A 19,296-nucleotide genomic window follows, 5' to 3' on the forward strand; every position below is an offset into this window, starting at 1 on the left:
GGTGATCCCGCGCCCGGCCGGGGATGATGCCGGGGTGACAGCCGTACTGGTGATCGAGGACGACGACCGGATCCGGCTCGCGCTGTTGCTCGCGCTCGAGGAGGAGGGTTACACGGCGTACGGGGCGGCGAGCGCCGAGGAGGGGCTGCGCCGGCAACGCCAGGACCCGGCGGACAACGTGCTCGTCGACCTCATGCTGCCCGGACTGGACGGGTTCGAGTGCATTCGGCAGCTCCGCCGCGACGACGACGTACCCATCGTGGTGGTCAGCGCCCGGGACGACACGCACGACATCGTGGCCGCGTTGGAGGCCGGTGCCGACGACTACCTGGTCAAGCCGGTCGCGATCAAGGAGTTGTCCGCCCGGCTGCGGGCCCTGCGTCGCCGGGGGCGGGCCATCGTGGCGCCCGCCGCGGTGCAGGTCTTCGGTGACCTGGAGATCAGGGCGGACGCCGGCGAGGTCCGCCGCACCGGCCGGCCGGTCGCGGTCACCAGGACCGAGTTCCGCCTGCTCTGCGAGTTGGCCCAGCACGCCGGCAAGGTCCTGTCCCGCCAGCAGCTGCTACAGCGGGTGTGGGGATACGACACCGGCGACGAGCGGCTGGTCGACGTGCACGTGGGCCGGTTGCGGCAGAAGATCGAGGAGGATCCGGGCAACCCGCGACACCTGGTCACCCTCCGCGGTCTCGGCTACAAGCTCCAGCGATGAACCGACTCGGACTGCGCGCCCGGGTCACCGCCGCGTTCGCCATCGGCGCGCTGCTGCTCGCGGCGGCGATGGCCCTCTTCTCGTACGACCTGACCCGGCGGTCGCTGCTCGACGAGCGGGAACGCGCCGCGGTGCGGGCGGCGTACTTCGACGCCGCGGTCGTCCGTTCGGGCCTGGACACGGAGGCGCCGGACATCGCGGAGGTGCTCCGGTCGCTGGACACCGGCAGCGCCCGGCGTCCGCTGCTGCACCGCGACGGCGGGTGGTACGCGCGCAGCGCGGAGATCGGCGCCAGCGCCGTACCGCCAGAGCTCCAGCGGATGGTCCGCTCGGGCGAGCCGGCCGTGCAGCGGATCCGGACGGACGGGCAGCCGGCCCTGCTGGTCGGCGTCCCGCTCTCGTCGACCACCAGCTACTACGAACTCACCTCGCTGCGCGAGGTCGAGCAGACCGTCCAGTTGGTGGGGTTGACACTGACCGCGGTCGCCATCATGGTCGCCGGCTCGGGTGCCGCCCTCGGCTGGTACGCCACCCGGCACAGCCTCCGGCCACTGACCGCGGTCGCCGACGCCGCCGAGCGGATCGTCGCGGGTGACCTCAGCACGCGCCTCGATCCCGCCACCGACCCTGACCTCACCCGCCTCTCCACCTCCTTCAACCGGATGGTGGAGCAACTGGCGCAGCGCATCGAGCGGGACCGCCGGTTCGCCGCGGACGTCAGCCATGAACTGCGTTCTCCGCTGCAGACGCTGGCCGCCGCGGCGAGCGTGCTGGACCGCCGCCGCGAGCACCACGACGAACGTACGGCCACGGCCGCCGGACTCGTCGCCGACGAGATCGCCCGCTTCCAGCGGCTGGTCGACGACCTGATCGAACTGGCCCGTGCCGAGCAGCCGGCACACCGCGAGCGCGTCGACGTCGAGGTGCTCGCCCGGGATGCCTGCCGGGCGCAGGGGCTGCCGGAGCAGTTGGTGCGGTCCGACCCGGCCGGCGGTGAGTGGTTCGTCGACCGGCGTCGGGTCGCGCAGATCCTGCTCAACCTCGTGGAGAACGCCGTCCGTTACGCCGGAGGGCCGGTTGAGGTGCGGTTGACCTGCGACGACGACGGCACCGGCAGCATCGAGGTGGACGACGCCGGGCCCGGCGTGCCGGAGCCGGACCGCGAGGTGATCTTCGCCCGCTTCGTCCGGGGCCGGGCGGCCCACGCCCGTGCCGGCACCGACGGGACCGGTCTCGGTCTCGCGCTCGTCGCCGAACACGCGGCCGTGCACGGGGGCCGGGCAATGGTGACGGACCGCCCCGAGGGTGGCGCCCGGTTCCGGGTGGAGCTGCCGGGGTGCCGGCCATGACCCGACGCGTGCTGATCGTGGCCATCGCCACGCTCCTGCTGACCGGGTGCGGCGTTCCGGTGGACGACGCTCCCCGCCGCGTGTCGGGCCGGCCCGGTCCCTACAACAGCCCGACCGCCGGTAGCGCCGATTCGAACGCCGGTCGGGTGAGCGAGTCGCTCTGTTTCATCCGGGACGACCGACTCGGCACCGTGGTACGCCGCGTGGACTACCTGCCCGACGTCGACACGCACCTGCGGCACCTGCTGGCGGGGCCCGGGAACACGGAACGGGACGCCGGCTTCACCAGCGCCCTGACCGGCACCGCGTCGGTGGCCGGGGCCCGGCTCAGCGGCGGCGTCGCCGAGGTCGAGGTGGGCGGGGCCGGCGACGAGACCGGACGCAGCGACCAGATCCTCGCGTTCGGCCAGATCGTCTGTACGCTGACCAGCCGCGCCGACGTGCACGGCGTCACCTTCCGTCGGGACGGGCAGCCGTTGGACGTGCCACGGGCCGACGGATCACTGTCCCGGCTGCCGCTCACCGGAATCGACTACGCGCCGCTGATAAGGCGGCGCTGAAACCGCCACGGCATCGCGCCTCGACGCCGGCACCCCGCGGGATCCCGGCGTCGAGGCGTACGGTCAGCCCTTGGCCTGTCGCTTGGCCATCTCCGGCGACGTACCCTTGTCGACCTGCTTGAGCGCCTTCTGCAACTGGCCCTCGGTCATCTTGGAGTTGCCCTCGATGCCCGCGTTGTGGGCCTGCTGGCGCAGGTCGTGGAGTCGATCCTGGTTACCCATGTCAACCTCCCGCCTCAACGTCGGCGCGGCTACCGGATCCGCGCCGTGGCAACCGCTTGGCTTCCCGACCGCACCGGCGGCAAACCGCCGCAGGCGTCCACCCAGCGCTCCGGGCACCCGGCTACCGGATGTCCGAACACGAACCGGACATCCGCGGTGGGGGTCCCGGCCGCACCTGACGGACGCTGCGCGTCGCACCGGTGATTCACTCCATGTCCCGCAGACGGCGGCCTCCGCCGTCGCCGAGACCACTACCTGCCGCACATCGAGCCGACCGGGGCCCAGCCAGGGGCGGATAGACCCGGAAGTGCGGCGATCCAGCCTGTCCGGGCCCACCGCGTCGATAGCGTGGCGGGGGACCGGTGACCGCACGGCGGGCCGGCCGGGCGTACCGGGTGTGGAGCGGAGGTTCCCCGGCGGGCGGAATGAGGGTGATCATGAAAGAAGTCGAACTGGGCGACGGCGACCGGCGCGTACTGGTGGTGGTGGTCGACAAGGGCGAGGACGCGGTGGCCGCCGTGAACGAGGCGGCGCAGCGGCACGGTATCCGGGGCGCCCGGGTCACCGCCGTGGGCGGGTTCACCTCGGCGGACCTCGGCTACTTCGAGCGCGAGCAGCGGGACTACCGGACCATTCCGGTCCGGGAGCAGGTCGAGGTCCTGTCGCTGCTGGGTGACATCGCCGAGAACGAGGGGAGGCCGGCGCTGCACGTGCACGCGGTGTTGGGCCGCCGGGACGGCTCGACGGTCGGTGGCCACCTGCTCCGCGGCGAGGTGTGGCCGACCCTGGAGGTCATCATCTCCGAGGTCGGGGCGAGCCTCGCCAAGCGGGTCGACCCGGAGACCGGGCTGGCGCTGCTGGCGGGGACGACCAGCCCGTGAGCAGCGCCGGGCGGCAGGGGGAGCGCGTCGGTCCGCGTCTCAGCCCGACACGCCGGGCCGCCCGAACAGCGACGCGTAGCCGGACGGCAGTTGGGTCACCACGTCGTTGAGTTCCCCGCCGGACACGGCGTCGGCGATGGTCGACAGGACGGCACTCGCGTCCCACTCGGCGGTGCGCTCGGTCGCGCCGATCCCGTCACCGACCTTCCGGAGAAACTCCGTCACCCCGATGCGCGGCGCGCCACCCGGGGCCGATTTCAGGAAGTCGCCCATCTCCGCCGGCAACTGCGAGCCGAGCTGCCTCGCCTCGTCTGGCGTCAGCCGTTCCGCGAGGCAGGTCACCACCACGCTGATGACCTGCTGCGCCTCGGCGGCGCTGTCGTACTCCCCGCGTTCGCGAACCCGCGCCACGAACTCCTGATACTTCATGCCACCCCCATCCGACGCCACCCCGCGAGGGTGATCCTGACACGCCGGCCCGGCCCCGCGCCCCGCTTCGGTGGCATCCGGGCAGACGGCCGCCGGTGTCGCCATTCGGTGCCGTCACCGGCGGCGCTGACCTACGCTCCCGATGGGGAGATACGGGGGAACGATGACGGAGACGCGGCGGGTGGCGGTGCTCGGGCTCGGCGGCATGGGCGCCCCCATGGCCCGCAACATCCTCCGCGCCGGGCTGTCGACGGTCGTCTGGAACCGCCACCCGGAGCCCGCTCGCCGACTCGCCGACCAGGGCGCGGAGCTGGCCACGAGCCCCGCGGACGCGGCACGTGGGGCCGATGTGGTGGTCACCATGGTGACCGACGCGGACGCCGTCCGGTCCATCGCCTTCGACCAACAGATGCTGGCCGCGATGGCCGACGGCGCGGTCTGGGCCCAGATGAGCACCATCGGCGTCACCGACACCGAGCGCCTCGCCCGGCAGGTCGCCGCGGAGCACCCCAAGGTCCTCCTGGTGGACGCGCCGGTGGCCGGCAGCCGGGACCCGGCCGAGCAGGGCCGGCTCGTCGTCTTCGCGTCCGGGCCGGAGCAGGCCCGGGACCGGGTCGCCCCGGTCTTCGACGCGGTCGGGCAGCGTACGGTCTGGGTCGGACCGACCGGCGCCGGCTCCCGGTTGAAGCTGGTCAACAACCTGCTGCTCGCCTTCGTGGCGGAAGGGCTCGCCGCGGCGGTCGCGTACGGCGACGCCCTCGGGTTGGACCGCGCGGCGGTGCTGGCGGCCCTGCACGGCTCTCCGCTGGTGTCGCCCTGGGCGGCGGAGAAGGTGGAGCGGATCGGCCGGGACGACTACACCGCCCAGTACCCGCTGGCTCTCGCGGTCAAGGACGTCGACCTGGCGCTGCGCGAGGTCGACGCCGGCCGGTTCCCCGCAGCCGAGAGCCTGGCCGCCGAGTGGCGGCGGGCGATGGCGCAGGGGCTCGGCGCCGAGGACCTCACCGTGGTCACCCGCGCCCTGTCGCCGACGCGCCCGGCGTAACGGGCCGTCGCCGAACTCGGCGGGCGACCGCTACCGGTCGCGGCGCGGCGCCGAGCCGGAGTGCCATGCGCGGACCGTCGGTGGGTCCGTCGCGCGTGAATCAGCCGGTGCGTCCCCGCCGCGTCAACCGTCGTGGACTCGGCACCGGCCGGCGGTGACGGCGGGGTGACGCGACCTCCGGCAGGGTCGCAGGACGACGTCGTGGTGGTTCGGGTCGTACGCGCCCCGACCGGTCCACCGTCTCCCGCCGGCCGTTGAAGGAGTTCTGATGATCAGGACGATGGTCCGGATGCGCGCGCGTCCGGGGCTCGAACCCGCCGTGGAGTCGGTGTGGCGCCGGGTCGCCGGGAGGATCGGCAGCCTGCCCGGCGGCCTCCGGCAGGACCTGCTGCGGGACGCCATCGACCCGCGCGCCTACGTCGTCGTCACCGAATGGGCCGACGAGTCGGCGCTGCGCGCCTACCAGACCGGCCCGGTCGCGGCGGGTCTCGCCGACGCCGTCCGGCCGCTGGTCGAGGCGTACGGGCCGGAGAGCCATCGGGTGATGTACGACGGCGACCACGGGGGATCGAGGATCTTCGTGGACGTCGAGCTGACCGTGCCGGCCGACCGGCTGGCCGAGTTCGAGAGCGGATACGCCGAGGTCACCACCCGGATGGCCGGGGTGCCTGGGTACCTGCGCGAGGACCTGCTGCGCGAACCCGGCTCGGACGTCTTCCACATCTTCGCCGAGTGGGCCAGCGAGGCGGAGTTCCACCGCTGGATCCGCGACCCGGCCCACGCCGAACAGGAGGCCGGGCCGATCGCACCGTTCCTTCTCGACTTCCGGCGCCGCCTCTTCCACGTCGCGGCCGACCCCGGAAGCGGGCCTGAACCGACTACGGGCAGGGAGGCTGCTGCTGTGCACAGGACAACGGACGTACTCGTCGTCGGGGCGGGACCCACCGGGCTCACCGCCGCTGTCGAGTTGGCCCGGCGCGGCATCGACTGCCGTGTGATCGACAAGCTGGTCACCCCCGCCGGGCAGGCCGACAAGGCGATCGGGGTGCACTGCCGCACGATGGAGCTCTGGGAGGACCAGGGCATCGTGCGGGAGGCGATGGACGCCGGGATCTGGCTGACCGGGAACGTGGTGTTCGTCAACGGTGTCCAGACCCACCGGATGAGCTGGGAACTGCCGAACCTGCCGTACGCGCACCTCGGCCTGCCCCAGTACGAGACCGAGCGCATCCTCACCCAACGGCTGGCCACCCTCGGCGTACGCCCGCAGCGCGGCGCCGAGCTGATCGCGTTCAGCCAGGACGACGACGGCGTGCTCGCCACGGTCGCGACCGCCGACGGCGGCACCGAGACCGTACGCGCGAAGTACCTGGTCGGCTGCGACGGCGCGCACAGCCGGGTCCGCGAGCTGCTCGGGTTGACCTTCACCGGTGGGCTGGGCCGGTTCCCGCAGCTGTTCATGCTCGGTGACGTCGACGTGGACTGGGACATGCCGGACGGGCACCTGCTCCGGTTCCTGCATGAGACGGACGGCCGGATGGACGGCATGCTGGTGTGCGTCCCGCTGCGGGGCGAGGCCCGGTACCGGATCGCCACGCTGGCGCCGCCCCGGTTCTTCGCACAGACCGGCGGGCAGGACGCCCCGCCCGGGTTCAGCGAGGAACTCGGCGCGCCGACCCTCGCCGACGTCCAGCTCGCCCTCGACCAGTTGGCCCCGCCCGGCACGCGGGCGTCCAACCTGCGCTGGTCGTCGGTCTTCCGGATCAGCCACGGCATCGTCGACCGGTATCGGGACGGCCGGGTGTTCGTGGCCGGGGACGCCGCGCACCTGCACCCGCCCGCCGGCGGCCAGGGCATGAACACCGGCATCCAGGACGCCTGGAACCTGGCCTGGAAGCTGGCGCTGGCGGTGCGCGGGATAGCGGCGCCGGGGCTGCTCGACAGCTACGAGACCGAGCGACGCCCGGAGGGCGAGGAGATCGTCGGGCGCGCGGTCCGGATGGCCTTCACCGACGAGCTGGACCGCGAGGACCTGACGCGCCAGTTCCTCCAGGAGATGTCCATGCTGCTCAGCTACGCGGACAGCCCGCTGGTGGGGGAGTGCGTGTCCGACCCCGACGCCCTGCGGGGCGGCCCCCGGCCCGGCGACCGCGCCCCCGACGTCGGCGGCCTGCGCCGGCAGGGGGTCGGGCACCCACTGCGGCTGCGCGACCTGACCCGGGGCACCCGGCACACCCTGCTGCTCTACGCGGACGGCTCGGCGGACGAGGCGACGTTGGCCGCGGTGGAGAAGCTGTACGCCGAGCTGCACCGGCAGGTGGCCGAGGAGATCGACGGGTATCTGCTGCTCAGCCCGGACGCCCGGGCGCCGCGGCTGTTGGCCCCGCCGGTGGTGGGTGACGCCGGCGGCGAGTTCCGGACGACCTACGGGGTCAGCGGCGCCGCCCTGTACCTGATCCGGCCGGACGGGCACGTCGGGTTCCGCAGCCAGCCGATCGACGCCGACGCGCTCCGCAAGCACCTGTACCTGGTGTTCGGCGGTGCCCGATGACCCGGGTCCGCACCGTGCTCGCGATGCGTACCCGGCAGGGCTGCGAGGAACGGTTCGAGAAGGAGTGGCTCGCGGCGGCCGAGGAGATCCGTACGCTGGACGGCTGCCTGCACCAGGACCTGGTGCGCGACGCCGACGACCCGCGCAGCTATCTGATCATCAGCGACTGGGCGGACCGGGAACGGCTGGACGCCTTCGGCCGCAGTGAACACCGTGACCGGCTGCTGCGCGTGATCCGCGAGCTGCGCGAGTCCGCGCAGCGCAACACCTACCAGGTGCTGCACACCGTGCCCGGCGGGGCGGGGGAGTGACGATGACCGACCATGTCGTACGCGGAGCCGACATCTACACCGACGAGTTCGCCGCCGACCCCTATCCCACCTTCGCCGCGATGCGGGCGGACCGGCCGGTGTGCCCGGTCAGCTCGCCGCGCTTCGACTCGTACCTGATCACCCGCTTCGACGACGCCCGGGCGGCGCTGACCGATGCCCGGCTGTCCAAGGACCTCTACGGCCCCGGCCAGCACTACCTGCGGATCTTCGGGCCGAACTCGGAGGGCCTGAACAAGAACATGCTCAACTCGGATCCGCCCGAGCACACCAGGCTGCGCCGGATCGTGTCCCAGGCGTTCGCACCACGCCGGATCGAGGCGCTGCGGCCTCGGGTGGCGCAGATCGTGGATGACCTGCTCGACAAGGTGGTGGCGCGGGGACGGGCCGAGCTGATGCGCGACTTCGCGATCCCGCTGCCCATGACGGTGATCTGCGAGTTGCTCGGCATCCCGGCCGCCGAACACGAGCAGGTGCTCGGCTGGACCCAGGTGATCAGGACGTCCGGGTCGTCCCGGCGCAGCCCGGAGGAGGAACGGGCGGCCGTGCAGGAGGCCCAGCTGCTGCTGCACCACTACCTCGCCGACCTGGTGCGGGCCAAACGGGCCCGGCCCGCCGACGACATGATCAGCGCGCTGATCGACGCCTGCGACCATGACAGGACGCTGGCCGAGCCGGAACTGGTCACCACCAGCTTCCTGCTGCTCTTCGCCGGACACCAGACCACCGCGGACTTCCTCGGCAACGCGGTGCTGGCCCTGCTGGCCCACCCCGACCAGCTCGAACTGCTGCGCGTCACGCCCAGGTTGCTGCCCTCGGCGATCGAGGAACTGCTCCGCTTCGACGGCCCGCTGCCGGTGGCCAGCCCGCGGATCGCCACCGAGGACGTCGAGTACCAGGGGGTGTGCATCCCGCGTGGCTCGGTGGTCGGCGTCGTGATCAACTCGGCGAATCACGACCCGGCGCACTTCGCCGATCCCGACCAACTGGATGTCCGCCGGGTACGCGGCCCGCACCTGGGTTTCGGGTACGGCGTCCACTACTGCCTGGGCGTCTCGCTGGCCCGGATGGAGGCACAGATCGGCCTCGGCGCGTTGCTGCGCCGGCTGCCCGGGCTGCGGCTCGCGGTCCCGCTCGCCGAGGTACGCCGGCTGCCGGCCGCGTCGCCGTTCCGGGGCCTGCTGGAACTGCCGGTCACCTTCACCGCCTCGGCGCTCCCGCACCAGGCGCACTCCCGTGAACCGATCCCACCAAAGGAGCAGTCATGGTCTTCCGGAACGTGATCGTCTGCCACATGGTCCCCGGCAGTGAGCGCACCGTCGGCGACGTCTTCGGTTACTACGACCGGACCACCCGGCCACAGGACCTCGGCGTCATCGGGCGGATCCTGCTGTCGCACGAGGACCTCTATCTCCACGTCATCGAGCGCCGGCAGGACCCCAAGGTGTCGGGCCAGACCCGCGGGCTGCCCGCGTTCCAGAAGATCGCCGAGGCGATCGAACCGTACGTGACGCCGTACCCGAGGTACTGGAAGAACCCGTCCGACTCGGTGGCCAAGGAGTTCTACCGCTGGGCGCCGGACGGCGAGCCGCCCGCGGACACCACGCTGACCGTGATCGTCGGACGGATCAAGCCGGGCGCCGAGCCGGACGTGGCGCGCATCTTCGCCGAGTCCGACGCCGGGTCGCTGCCGGCCGAACTGGGCGTGACCGGGCGCTGGCTGTACTCGATCGACGACGTCTACGTGCACCTGCTGGAACAGGACGCGTCGATCGCCGAGGCCATCCGGCACAACCACCACAGGCCGGCCTTCAGCAAGGTGATGGAGGAGCTGGGACCGTACATCAGCCCGTACCGGCCGGAGGCCTGGCGGGGCCCGCAGGACGCGGTGGCCAAGGTGTTCTACCGGTGGCGCGCCGAGGACTGACCAGGACGTCTCCGCCGCCCACCGTCACGACCGCGCCCGACCGCCGTCCGGCGGTCGGGCGCGGTGCGGACACGCCGGTCCGCTGCTGGAGGGCCCGGCGGATCGTGGGTGGACGGACGGTGACCGGGTCAGGACGTCTTCTCGCCGCGGCTGGCCCGGACGATGCCGTCGGTGTCGGAGATGCCCTCGCCCTTGATCACCTTGCCGTCGCGCAGCGTCCAGAAGTGTACGAAACGCACGTTGAACTCGCCACCGTTGCGGAAGTGGCCGTACCACATGCCGATGGCGGCAGCCCAGCTGTCGCCGGAGACGCGGACCTCCTCCACGTCGAACCGGTTGTCGTCGAGCAGTTCCAGTGCGCCGGTGAAGTACTGCATCGCCCCGTCCAGGCCGCTGTAGTGGCCGGTCGACCAGGGCAGCGACTTCGGCGTGACGATCTCCGCGTCGGGGTGGAACAGGCTGACCACCGCCGGCGCGTCCATCCGCTTCAGACCGTCGTAGAGCGCCTCCACGACCGCCTCGACCTCAACTGCCATGCGATCCCCTCCCGGATGTGGCCGCCCCGCTCGGGCGGGTGATGCGCCGCCGGTCCGGCCCGGACCGACGCGCGGGAACGTGAGCCGAGCTCAGCCAAGCGCACCCGGTCAGCGTGGACAACCCCCTAGCGTCGCCGACCCCTATCCGGTGGCCGCGATGGTGGCGGCCGGCGCGGTCGCGTTCCGCTTCGTCCTGCTCCTACCAGGCGGCGTAGCGACCGGTGGGGCGTTGGTGGGCCAGTCGGGTGACGGCGGGACCGACGTTCGGACAGGGTTCCGGGATGTTGTCCGACCAGCAATCTGGGAGAAGACAGTGATCGCCCCCACTCTCAGGATGGGAATTGCGCCGAGAGGTCATGAGCCTCTCATCGTCGGTCCGGCTGCTCCGGATCGGCCCGACCGTCCTCGTCGGACCAGCCTCGCCACCAGTGATCGCGCGGCCCGTCGCCGCTTCCACCGCGTCGACCCCGCGTGGCCGGTGTCACGCCGGCCTTTCGCGTCGGCCGGTGGCAGCCCGGTCCATCACTCCCGCCTGCGTCGGTCGACCGCCGGCGCCCTCCCCAAAAGGACAAACCATGCAGGACTACTGGCTGGCCCGGGTGCGCCAGCACGCCACCTCCCGCCGTTCGATGTTGCTCGGCGCGGCCGGCGCCGGCGTCGGCCTGGCCCTCAGCGGGACCAGCGCCGTTTCGGCGGCCACGCCGACCAGCGCGTCCGCCGAGCCGCCGTTCGACTTCGACACCGGCAACGCGGCGGAGTCCGTGCTCGGCCCGTTCGCCGGCCCGGCGGTCTACGCCACCGTCGCGCCCAGCGACGCCACCCTGATCATCCGGTTCGCGAACATGCTGGAACTGTGCTGGTTCGACGCGATCGCCCCCTACCACCCGACGGCGGTGGGCATCTACACGCAACTGCCCCGCCGGCCGCGCGCGGAGGCGGCGACCAACCGCAACAAGAACATCGCCATCCTGTACGCCTCGTTCCGGGTGTTCAACAGCGTGATGCCGCAGTACGCCGACACCTGGCGGGAGATGCTCCAGTCGGTCGGCCTGGACCCGGCCGACGACAGCACCGACCCGAGCACCCCGGTGGGCATCGGCAACCTGACCGGCCGGGGCCTGGCGGCCGCCCGTGAACACGACGGCATGAACCAGCTCGGCGACCACGGTGGCCAGGTCTACCACCGGCAGCCGTACGCCGACTACACCGGCTACCGGCCCCGCAACACCGCGTACGAGCTGACCGACGCGTCGCACTGGCAGCCGGCCATCGTCACCAAGGGCAACGGCATCTTCCAGGTGCAGCAGTTCGTCACCCCGCAGCTGAAGCACGTCACCCCGTACAGCTACACCGACCCGAAAGAGTTCCTGGTCCCGCCGCCGACCGCCAGCAACCACCGCAACAAGGCGGCGTACAAGGCGCAGGTGGACGCCATGCTGGCCACCTCCGCCGGGCTCACCGACGAGCAGAAGACGAAGGCCGAGTTCTTCGACGACAAGTTCGCCAGCCTCGGACTCGCCGTCGGGGCGGCTCTCCAGAGCCGCAACCTGGGCCTGGACGAATGGGTGCACCTGCACGCGGTGGCGGAGACCGCGACCTTCGACGCCGCCATCGCCGCCTGGTACAACAAGAACATCTACGACTCGGTGCGCCCGTTCACCGCCATCCGCCACGTCTACCAGGGCCAGAAGGTGACCGCCTGGGGCGGCCCGGGCAAGGGCACGGTCAGCGACCTGCCCGCCGAGCAGTGGCGTGCCTACCTGCTCGTGGCCGACCACTCGGAGTACCCGTCCGGCTCGACCGCGCTCTGCGCCGCCGAGGTGCAGGCGGCCCGCCGCTATCTCGGCACCGACCAGGTGCGGTTCCGGTTCGAGCGCAAGGCCGGCTCCTCGCTGATCGAGCCCGGCATCACCCCGCGCGAGGACCTCGTACTGAGCTGGGACACCTGGACCGACTGGATGCACGACTGCGGGATGAGCCGCTACTGGGGCGGGGTCCACTTCCCGGCCGCCATCCAGGCGTCGTGGGAGATGGGCCGGAAGATCGGCGACCTGGCGTACGAGTTCGTGCGGCGGCAGATCAACGGTGAGGCGGTGCTGCGCACTCGACGCTGACCTTCAGCGCCGCGAGCGTACGCCGCATTCCGTCGCGGTTGTGTCGGGACCGGTCGCGGATCCCCGACGTCAGGGCGCCGATCCTGCGTCGGGCCGGTCCGCGCCGGTCCCACCACGACTGGACGACCTCCGTCCCGCCGTCCGCGGCGGGCGTCAGCTCGAACCGCCAGGTCGAGACCAGCGCCCCGCCCAGCCGCACGTCGAAGGCGAAACAGCGGCCCGGCTCGGCCGCCGTCACCGTGCACCGGGTGGTCCAGGAGCGCCACCGGCCCTGCCGGTTGTGGCCGCGGAAGGTGCTGCCCACGGCGAGCGGGGAGCCCGGGGCGTCGAGCGTCGCGCCGACGCACTCCGGGCTCCACTCACCCATCCGACGGACGTCGCTGACCGCCGCGTACACCGCGGCGGCCGGCGCCCGTACGGTGATCCGCTCCTGGACGACCTCCGTCATACCGCCGCGCGCAGCTCGTCGGAGAGGTAGCTCTGGGCGTTGTAGATGGTGCGGGCCGGGTCCAGGATCTCCCGCCGCCCGTGCATCACCCGGGTGTTGTCGATGAGCGCCACGTCCCCATCCTGCCACTCGATGTTCTCGGTCAGGGCCGCCGTACGCTCCTCCACCTCCCGCATCAGTTCCTCGGAGAATTCGGTGCCGTCGGCGAAGGTGATGCGGGGCTTCTCGTAGTTGTAGGACGGACCGAGGATGCTGTTGGCGAATGCCAGGCGGGACCCGAAGAGGGTGGGGTGGGCGGCCGGCACCTGGAACTCGTAGTGGATCGCGCCCCCGTCCAGCGGCTCGATGACGGTCCGGCCCGGCCCGGTGGCCAGCGCCCGCATGTCGTCCACCGTGATCTCCTCGGCGGGCTTGTCGTCGCCGAGCTGGTGCTGGACGAACGCCTTCCAGCGGTTCTCCTCGACCCGCCGGCTGTACGCGATGTCCTGCGCGGCGAACTGTTCGCGGGCCTCCTCGCTGAAGGCGTCCCAGACCCGGTAGCCGTCGCAGACCGTGGTCTCCGACCCCTCGGCCGCCGCCTTCTCACAGAAGAACCAGGTCAGATCGGGGGCGAAGGGGCTGTTGCCGTTCTCGATGTGCAGGCCGACCGCGGCCGTGCCGGCGTCGACCTTCTGCGCCACGTCCCCGCCGTGGAACTCCCGGGCCGGGTCGAGGGTGATCCGGCCGGAGATCGCGTGCACGAGGGCGGAGAAGAGCTCCAGGTCGGCGCGGAAGCCGCGGAACAGGATGAAGCCCGACTCGCGCAGCAGGCGGATGGTGACCAGCGGGTCGAGGTCGGTGAGGTCGGCGGTGGCCGGCCCGGTGCAGAGCAGTCCGTTGCCGGTGCCGTACCGGCTCATGGCGAACGTGGTCGTCAGCATTCCCGTCATCTCCCGAGCGTGTCGATGGGGGTGGGCGTCGACGCCGGCCGGTCGGTCGGCGAGTCCAGCGGCCGGCAGGGCAGCCGTCCGTCGGCGATGGCGGCCCTGATCTCGTCCCGCCGGGGCCGGCCGGTCACGGTGAAGTACCGCCCGTACAGCTCGTCGCTGGCGGGTAGGACGCAGGCGGCGGAGACCTGCTCCACCACGGAGAGCCGCTCGGCGCCGAGGGCCGCTATCCCGCGCCGGGCGCTCGCGTCGTCGGTCGTCTCGGAGACGAGGAAGAGCCCGTGCAGCGTCTGCATCCCGTCGCCGACGACCGCGCTGGCCCGGACGAACGGCAACGTCGCGTACTGCGCCTCCACCCACTCCGGGGCGATGTTGCGCCCGGCGGAGGTGACGATCACGTTCTTCTTCCGCCCGACGATGCGGATGTGGCCGGTCTCCTCGATCTCGGCCAGGTCACCGGTGTGCAGCCAACCGCCATCGTCGACGAGGCAGGCCGAGGGATCGGTGCCGGTGTAGCCGGCGAACAGCGACGAACTGCGCACCAGCAGTTCGCCGTCGTCGGCCAGGCGTACCTCGACGTGGTCCAGCGGCTGCCCGACCGTGCCGATCCGGCGGTGGCCCGGGACGTTCCAGGAGACGGTCGAGCTGTTCTCGCTGAGCCCGTAGCCCTCGTACACGAACAGGCCGTGCCGGTCCAACCGGTGCAGGGTGCCGACGTCGACCGGCGCGCCGCCGCAGCAGATCAGCGGGGCCTCGTCTCGGCCGAACAGCTCGGGTGCCACCGGTCGCCCCAGCTCCGCCGCCCGGTCCGCCCGGTCGGCCAGCTCCTCGGCCAGCGCGGGGGTGGCCACCAGCGCGGTCGGCCGGGCCGCCGGGGTGTAGCGCAGCACCCCGCTCGCGGCGAACGAGGACGTGCCGATGAGCGGCTCGTCCGGCGGCAGCAGCACCACCGTCCCGCCGTGGCAGATCACCAGGTAGATCGCGGCCACCTGCTCGATCAGCAGACTGAACGGGACGAGTGACAGGTACCGGGCGTACGCGTTCGCGGGCATCACCCGGTCCAGCGACCGGAGCAACGCGTCCAGGCCGGCCCCGCGGATGCGGACCCCCTTCGGTCGGGAGGTGGTGCCGGAGGTGTGCACCACCTTGCAGATCGCCTGCTCGTCCCGCCACGGGGAGTCCGGCCAGGGGCGCTCCGGCGGGGCCTGGCGGGCAGCGGAGAGCAGGTCGGGCAGTTCCACCGGCACCACCTGGCAGCCCGGCGGCAGCACTCGGCCGGCGTCCCACTCCGCCAGCCGGCGCCGGCCCGCCTCGTCCACCAGGCAGATGGTGGCCTCGCGGAGCAGGCTGTTCGCCTGCTCGGCCGAGAACGCCAGCGGCACCGGCACCTCCACCGCGCCGGAGAGCAGCAGCGCGAGGTCGGCGACCACGAATTCCGGGGTGTTGCCGGTGAGCACCCCCACCACCGGCCGGGTGTCGGCCAGGCGGAGCCGGTCGGCCAGTGCGCGGGCCGCGCCGACCCCGTCCCGGTAGGACAGGACGTCGCTGACGCCTCCGCTGTCGTCCAGCTGCGCCACCAACGTGCGCCCGTCCGTGGCCAGGCGGGCGAGCCGCTCCTCAATGAGCATCGGTCATCGTCTCCCCGGGCAGGTCCCGTCGTAGCGCCAGATCGAGGTTGTCGAAGCGGTATCGGCCGGTGCAGGCACGGACCAGCTCGCCGATCCGGTCCAGCGGCACCAGCCCGGTGGTCGGCGCCTGGTCGTAGTACGTCCCCCAGCGCAGCCGCTCGCCGGCGCTCATCCAGGTCGGCCGGGCCCGCCCGAGGGACACGAACGGCACGCCGAACTGCGGCAGCGCCGCGGCGAGCGGGGCGGTCGCGGTGCACAACGCGTAGCGCATGCCCTGGCACCAGGCGAGCAGCGGCAGCAGCCGGATCAACTCGGCCCCGCTGCCGCCGACGGCCACGAAGTTCCCGACCTCCACCACGTCGTGCCGGGGCACCGGCGCTCCGGCCACCCGCTGGAGCACCTCCTCCAGCGGCTGGTCGAGATAGCGTTCGGAGAAGAAGCCCTGGTGCGAGTGGAAGGTCATCCCGCCACAGGCGACGATCTCCTCGGGTCGGCCGGGACGGCGTCTGGTGGCGACCACGAAGCAGTCCGGCGCCGGGTCGATCAGAGCGTTGTAGATCTCGGCGTACCCGGTCCGGACGAACGCGGCGGCCGCGTCCCATTCGACTGACGGTGGTGTCACGACGCGGACCCGCAGGGCCTCCGCGCCGATGCTCGCCGCCGGCTCACCCAGGGTGGTGGCGGGTCGGGTCATCGTCATGCCGCCTGCCAGTCCATCCGGATCGGGGAACGCTGCAGCCGCAGCATCAGCCGCGGGGGGATCCGGTACTGCCGGCGCAGCAGCGCGGTGGCGGCCCGGGTGAGCGCGCGGGGCTGCCGGTCGAGCCAGGTCAGCGTCTCCTCCAGCGCGGCGAGTGCCTGGTCGATCTCCTCGGCGGTGCAGGTCAACGGCGGGTACGTGCGCAGCACCGGCTCGCTGATCTGCTCGTTGAGCGAGTGCCCGGTGTGCACGCCCCGCTGCCCCATGCCGATCGACACCATCAGCTCCACCGCCGGGTTGGCCGTCCGCAGGCCGGCCATCAGCCCGATCCCCGGCGCCGCCAGCAGGTGCTTCGGGTGCCGGCGTACGGCGGCCGCCAGGCCCTCGGTGAGGCGCGGGCCCAGCTCGGCGGCCCGGGCGGGCAGGTCCCGCTCGCGGACCTCGTCGATGGTGGCCGCCGCGGCGGCGACCGCGACGCCGGTGACCGAGGAGCCGGAGGCCAGCAGCGACGGGTGCCACCGTGGGTGCCGGCCGGCGGCCTCCACCACCGCGGAGCTCAGCGCGCAGACACCGACCGGGACGAAACCTCCGGTGAGCGCCTTGGACAGCAGCATGACGTCCGGCCGGACCCCGTCGTGTTCGACCGCGAACATCCGCCCGGTGCGACCGAAACCGGTCTGGATCTCGTCGGCCACGAACAGGGTGTCGGTGGCCGCGCAGGCGGCGGCGACCTCGCGCACGTAACCGGGCGGTGGGACGGTGAGGTGCGCGCCACCCAGCACCGGTTCCAGGAACACCGCCGCCACCGAACCGTCGGCCACCGCCGCGCGCACGGCCGCGGCGTCACCGTACGGGACCACGACGAGGTGCGTGCCGAGCGGTTCGAACGGCGCGCGGTGGTTGCGCTGGCCGAGCAGGGACAGGGCGGCCAGGGTCTTGCCGTGGTAGCTGCCTTCCGCGACCACGATCCGCTGCCGGTCGGGCCGGGCCAGCCGGACCGCGCGCAGCGCCGTCTCGCAGATCTCCGCTCCCGAACTGCCCAGCGCGAAGCGGTCGAGCCCGGCCGGCAGGATGTCCAGCAGCGCGCGGAACAGCGCGGCGGTGGCCGGGTGCACCGCGCCGGGCGGGATCGCGGAGGCCTGGCGGAGCGCCTCGGTGACCGCCTCAGCCACCCGCGGGTTGCCGTGGCCGACCAGGAACACGCCGTAGCTGGCGGCGAGGTCGAGCGCGGCGGTGCCGTCCTCGGCGTACACCTGGGTGCCGCTGGCGTGGCTCTCCACCGACCGTCCGGCGGCGGCCAGCATGGTCGCGGCGGTGGGGTTCCAGTGCCGGCCCAGTGCGGAGAAGATCCGCTGCCGGTCGTCCAGCGAGGTCATCGACGCACCTCCCGCTGGCCGTCGGGCCAGGTCGTCGCGAGCCGGTCGCCGGCGGCGGCGACCCGGTCGAGGAGTTCGGCCACGTCGTCCGGCGCGGCGGTGAGCGGGGGCAGCACGGCGATCACGTCGCCGTCCGGCGGGCGCACCAGCACCCGTTCGCGGGCCAGCTCGGCGACCAGCTCCCGGGCGGCGGCCGGGGAAACCGCGCGCAACCAGATCAGCGAGCCGTCGGCGCCGAAATCGGTCACCGCGCCGGTGTCGACCAGCGGCGCCAGCCGGGACCGGGCGAGGCCCGCGACGTCCTGCTGCCGGTCGGCGAGCCGATCGTCCGCGGCCACCCGGAGGACGGCCGCCACGGCGGCTGAGGAGAGCGGGTTGGCGCCGAAGGTCGAGCCGTGCAGGCTCGGATTGCGGCGGGCGTAGACCCGGTCGTAGGTGGCGCGGCTGGTGACCACGCAGCCGACCGGCACCGCGTCGGCGCCGAGTGTCTCGCCGAGCACCAGCGCGTCCGGCAGCACCGGTAGCTGGCTGACGGCCAGGTCGGTGCCGAGCCGGGCCGGCCCGGTGAGCCGTTCGTCGAGCACCAGCAGCGTGCCGCTGCGGTCGCAGGCCGCCCGGAGCCGCCGCCACCACTGCGGCGACAGGTCGGCCAGCCGGTGGCCGGGCGCCGCCGGGGCCACCACCACGGCGGCGACGTCGTCGCGGATTCGCTCGACCAGCTCGTCGGGGCGGTCGCGCGGCACGGCGACCGGGCGCAGCGGCTGGTCGGGCAGGAGCGGGAAGCCGTGGGTCAGCGACAGTCCGTGGACGAGGGTGCCATGCTCCGCGCCGGCGAATCCGGCCACCAGTCGCCGGGCCCGATGGGTGCCCTTGGCGAGCTTGAGCGCCGAGTCCAGCGCCTCGGCCCCGCTGTTGCAGAGGTAGGACACCGTCAGCGGATCCGGGCAGAGGTGGTGCAGCGCGGTGACCGCCTCGGCCAGTGGCCGGCTCACCAGGATCCGGCTGGAGAGCGCGACCCGGCCGGCCTGCTCGATGAGGCGGCCGGTCACCACCGGATGGCCGGGCCCGAAGCCGGCCGAGGCGGCGTCCAGCCACGAGGAGCCGTCGGCGGCCTCGATCCGGGCGCCGGTCTGTCGCCGGATGACGGGGGCGTCCGGCGCGGGCGCGCCGAGCAGGTGCCGGTGGACGACGGCGGCGTCGCCGAGGTCTGGCGCGTCGCGGGTTTCCAGGTGCGAATTGGTCGTCATGGGTTCACCAATCACGGGCCGCCGACTCGCGCGGAAAAGGACACGGGCGGCGCGGGCATAGGTGCCGCGGAATGGACGCGGTGCGGCGCCGGCGGCCCGGTCGACCCGCTCCAGCATGTCCCCCGATCCGCGAAAAGTCTTCGCGCATATTGCTGTCTTCGAGCGTATGTCCGCTTAGTCCGGTCGACCGGAAGCGATTCTCGATCTTGGAGGTTTGCGCAGGTCAGCGGGGTTCTGTGGGGGGCGGCGTCGCGCACCGGCGCGCGGCGGCGCGACTGAGTCATCTATCAGACATCTGCCGGATGGTTCCCGATCTATC

The 19,296-nt window shown here is 72.8% G+C and carries 19 protein-coding genes; 10 read left to right on the plus strand and 9 right to left on the minus strand.

Translation table 11 applies throughout. From position 1 onward, the window contains the following. Nucleotides 1-34: 34 nt before the first annotated feature. From GA0070604_RS13555 to GA0070604_RS13565, 3 genes are read left to right on the plus strand one after another with little or no spacing between them, the layout of a single operon-like run. Entirely contained in the window at nt 35-709 is a 675-nt protein-coding gene (locus GA0070604_RS13555) for a response regulator transcription factor (RefSeq protein WP_091118275.1), read from the plus strand. Then, nucleotides 706-2,058 carry a sensor histidine kinase gene (locus GA0070604_RS13560; RefSeq protein WP_091118276.1) on the plus strand — a complete coding sequence of 451 codons (1,353 nt, stop codon included), beginning with the start codon at nt 706-708 and terminating at the stop codon, nt 2,056-2,058. Before GA0070604_RS13555 ends, GA0070604_RS13560 begins: the two co-directional genes overlap by 4 nt. Next, complete coding sequence (locus GA0070604_RS13565) at nt 2,055-2,618, plus strand: GerMN domain-containing protein (RefSeq protein ID WP_091127100.1); 564 nt, start codon at nt 2,055-2,057, stop codon at nt 2,616-2,618. Before GA0070604_RS13560 ends, GA0070604_RS13565 begins: the two co-directional genes overlap by 4 nt. A 63-nt stretch (nt 2,619-2,681) precedes the next feature. Here GA0070604_RS13565 and GA0070604_RS32360 read toward each other — a convergent pair whose 3' ends face one another. Then, on the minus strand, nt 2,682-2,840 hold the full coding sequence (locus GA0070604_RS32360) for a hypothetical protein (protein ID WP_167363454.1): 159 nt from the start codon (nt 2,838-2,840) through the stop codon (nt 2,682-2,684). A gap of 437 nt (nt 2,841-3,277) precedes the next feature. Between GA0070604_RS32360 and GA0070604_RS13570 the strand changes: the two genes are divergently transcribed. Then, a complete protein-coding gene (locus GA0070604_RS13570; RefSeq protein WP_091127101.1) occupies nt 3,278-3,721 on the plus strand; it encodes a PPC domain-containing DNA-binding protein in 444 nt (147 codons plus the stop codon). Nucleotides 3,722-3,760: 39 nt separating this feature from the next. On the opposite strand, the gene GA0070604_RS13575 is transcribed toward GA0070604_RS13570, so the two are convergent. Continuing rightward, complete coding sequence (locus GA0070604_RS13575; RefSeq protein ID WP_091118277.1) at nt 3,761-4,150, minus strand: DUF2267 domain-containing protein; 390 nt, start codon at nt 4,148-4,150, stop codon at nt 3,761-3,763. Nucleotides 4,151-4,313: 163 nt separating this feature from the next. Between GA0070604_RS13575 and GA0070604_RS13580 the strand changes: the two genes are divergently transcribed. The 5 genes from GA0070604_RS13580 (at nt 4,314) to GA0070604_RS13600 (ending at nt 10,002) form a co-directional block, all read left to right on the plus strand. After that, nucleotides 4,314-5,195 (plus strand): NAD(P)-dependent oxidoreductase, encoded by an 882-nt coding sequence (locus GA0070604_RS13580; RefSeq protein ID WP_167363455.1) that lies wholly within the window; start codon nt 4,314-4,316, stop codon nt 5,193-5,195. Nucleotides 5,196-5,463: 268 nt separating this feature from the next. Next, nucleotides 5,464-7,746, plus strand: a complete 2,283-nt coding sequence (locus GA0070604_RS13585) for an FAD-dependent monooxygenase (RefSeq protein ID WP_091118279.1) — start codon at nt 5,464-5,466, stop codon at nt 7,744-7,746. Continuing rightward, nucleotides 7,743-8,057, plus strand: a complete 315-nt coding sequence (locus GA0070604_RS13590; RefSeq protein WP_091118280.1) for a putative quinol monooxygenase — start codon at nt 7,743-7,745, stop codon at nt 8,055-8,057. Before GA0070604_RS13585 ends, GA0070604_RS13590 begins: the two co-directional genes overlap by 4 nt. Nucleotides 8,058-8,059: 2 nt before the next feature. Then, entirely contained in the window at nt 8,060-9,358 is a 1,299-nt protein-coding gene (locus GA0070604_RS13595) for a cytochrome P450 family protein (RefSeq protein ID WP_091118281.1), read from the plus strand. Next, nucleotides 9,340-10,002 (plus strand): TcmI family type II polyketide cyclase, encoded by a 663-nt coding sequence (locus GA0070604_RS13600; protein ID WP_091118282.1) that lies wholly within the window; start codon nt 9,340-9,342, stop codon nt 10,000-10,002. Before GA0070604_RS13595 ends, GA0070604_RS13600 begins: the two co-directional genes overlap by 19 nt. 128 nt (nt 10,003-10,130) lie before the next feature. Here GA0070604_RS13600 and GA0070604_RS13605 read toward each other — a convergent pair whose 3' ends face one another. After that, nucleotides 10,131-10,538 carry a nuclear transport factor 2 family protein gene (locus GA0070604_RS13605; protein WP_091118283.1) on the minus strand — a complete coding sequence of 136 codons (408 nt, stop codon included), beginning with the start codon at nt 10,536-10,538 and terminating at the stop codon, nt 10,131-10,133. Nucleotides 10,539-11,113: 575 nt separating this feature from the next. On the opposite strand from GA0070604_RS13605, the gene GA0070604_RS13610 reads away from it, so the two are divergent. After that, the gene (locus GA0070604_RS13610) at nt 11,114-12,652 is read left to right on the plus strand and encodes a vanadium-dependent haloperoxidase (RefSeq protein ID WP_208602039.1); all 1,539 of its coding nucleotides are present in this window, start codon (nt 11,114-11,116) and stop codon (nt 12,650-12,652) included. Here GA0070604_RS13610 and GA0070604_RS13615 read toward each other — a convergent pair. From GA0070604_RS13615 to GA0070604_RS13640, 6 genes are read right to left on the minus strand one after another with little or no spacing between them, the layout of a single operon-like run. Then, nucleotides 12,618-13,100 carry an SRPBCC family protein gene (locus GA0070604_RS13615; protein ID WP_091118284.1) on the minus strand — a complete coding sequence of 161 codons (483 nt, stop codon included), beginning with the start codon at nt 13,098-13,100 and terminating at the stop codon, nt 12,618-12,620. The two genes, GA0070604_RS13610 and GA0070604_RS13615, sit on opposite strands and share 35 nt — an antisense overlap. Then, on the minus strand, nt 13,097-14,029 hold the full coding sequence (locus tag GA0070604_RS13620; RefSeq protein ID WP_208602040.1) for a TauD/TfdA family dioxygenase: 933 nt from the start codon (nt 14,027-14,029) through the stop codon (nt 13,097-13,099). The genes GA0070604_RS13615 and GA0070604_RS13620 overlap by 4 nt, the downstream gene beginning before the upstream one ends. Next, nucleotides 14,026-15,654, minus strand: a complete 1,629-nt coding sequence (locus GA0070604_RS13625) for an AMP-binding protein (protein ID WP_091118286.1) — start codon at nt 15,652-15,654, stop codon at nt 14,026-14,028. The genes GA0070604_RS13620 and GA0070604_RS13625 overlap by 4 nt, the downstream gene beginning before the upstream one ends. Continuing rightward, nucleotides 15,644-16,354, minus strand: coding sequence for a thermostable hemolysin (locus tag GA0070604_RS13630; RefSeq protein ID WP_091118287.1), 711 nt, complete (start codon nt 16,352-16,354; stop codon nt 15,644-15,646). The genes GA0070604_RS13625 and GA0070604_RS13630 overlap by 11 nt, the downstream gene beginning before the upstream one ends. Further along, on the minus strand, nt 16,351-17,730 hold the full coding sequence (locus GA0070604_RS13635) for a class-III pyridoxal-phosphate-dependent aminotransferase (protein ID WP_091118288.1): 1,380 nt from the start codon (nt 17,728-17,730) through the stop codon (nt 16,351-16,353). Before GA0070604_RS13635 ends, GA0070604_RS13630 begins: the two co-directional genes overlap by 4 nt. After that, nucleotides 17,727-18,977: an aminotransferase class III-fold pyridoxal phosphate-dependent enzyme gene (locus GA0070604_RS13640; RefSeq protein ID WP_167363456.1), complete on the minus strand. Its 1,251-nt coding sequence runs from the start codon at nt 18,975-18,977 to the stop codon at nt 17,727-17,729. The genes GA0070604_RS13635 and GA0070604_RS13640 overlap by 4 nt, the downstream gene beginning before the upstream one ends. Nucleotides 18,978-19,296 lie beyond the last annotated feature (319 nt).

It is taken from the genome of Micromonospora eburnea, from assembly GCF_900090225.1.
Lineage (GTDB): Bacteria > Actinomycetota > Actinomycetes > Mycobacteriales > Micromonosporaceae > Micromonospora > Micromonospora eburnea.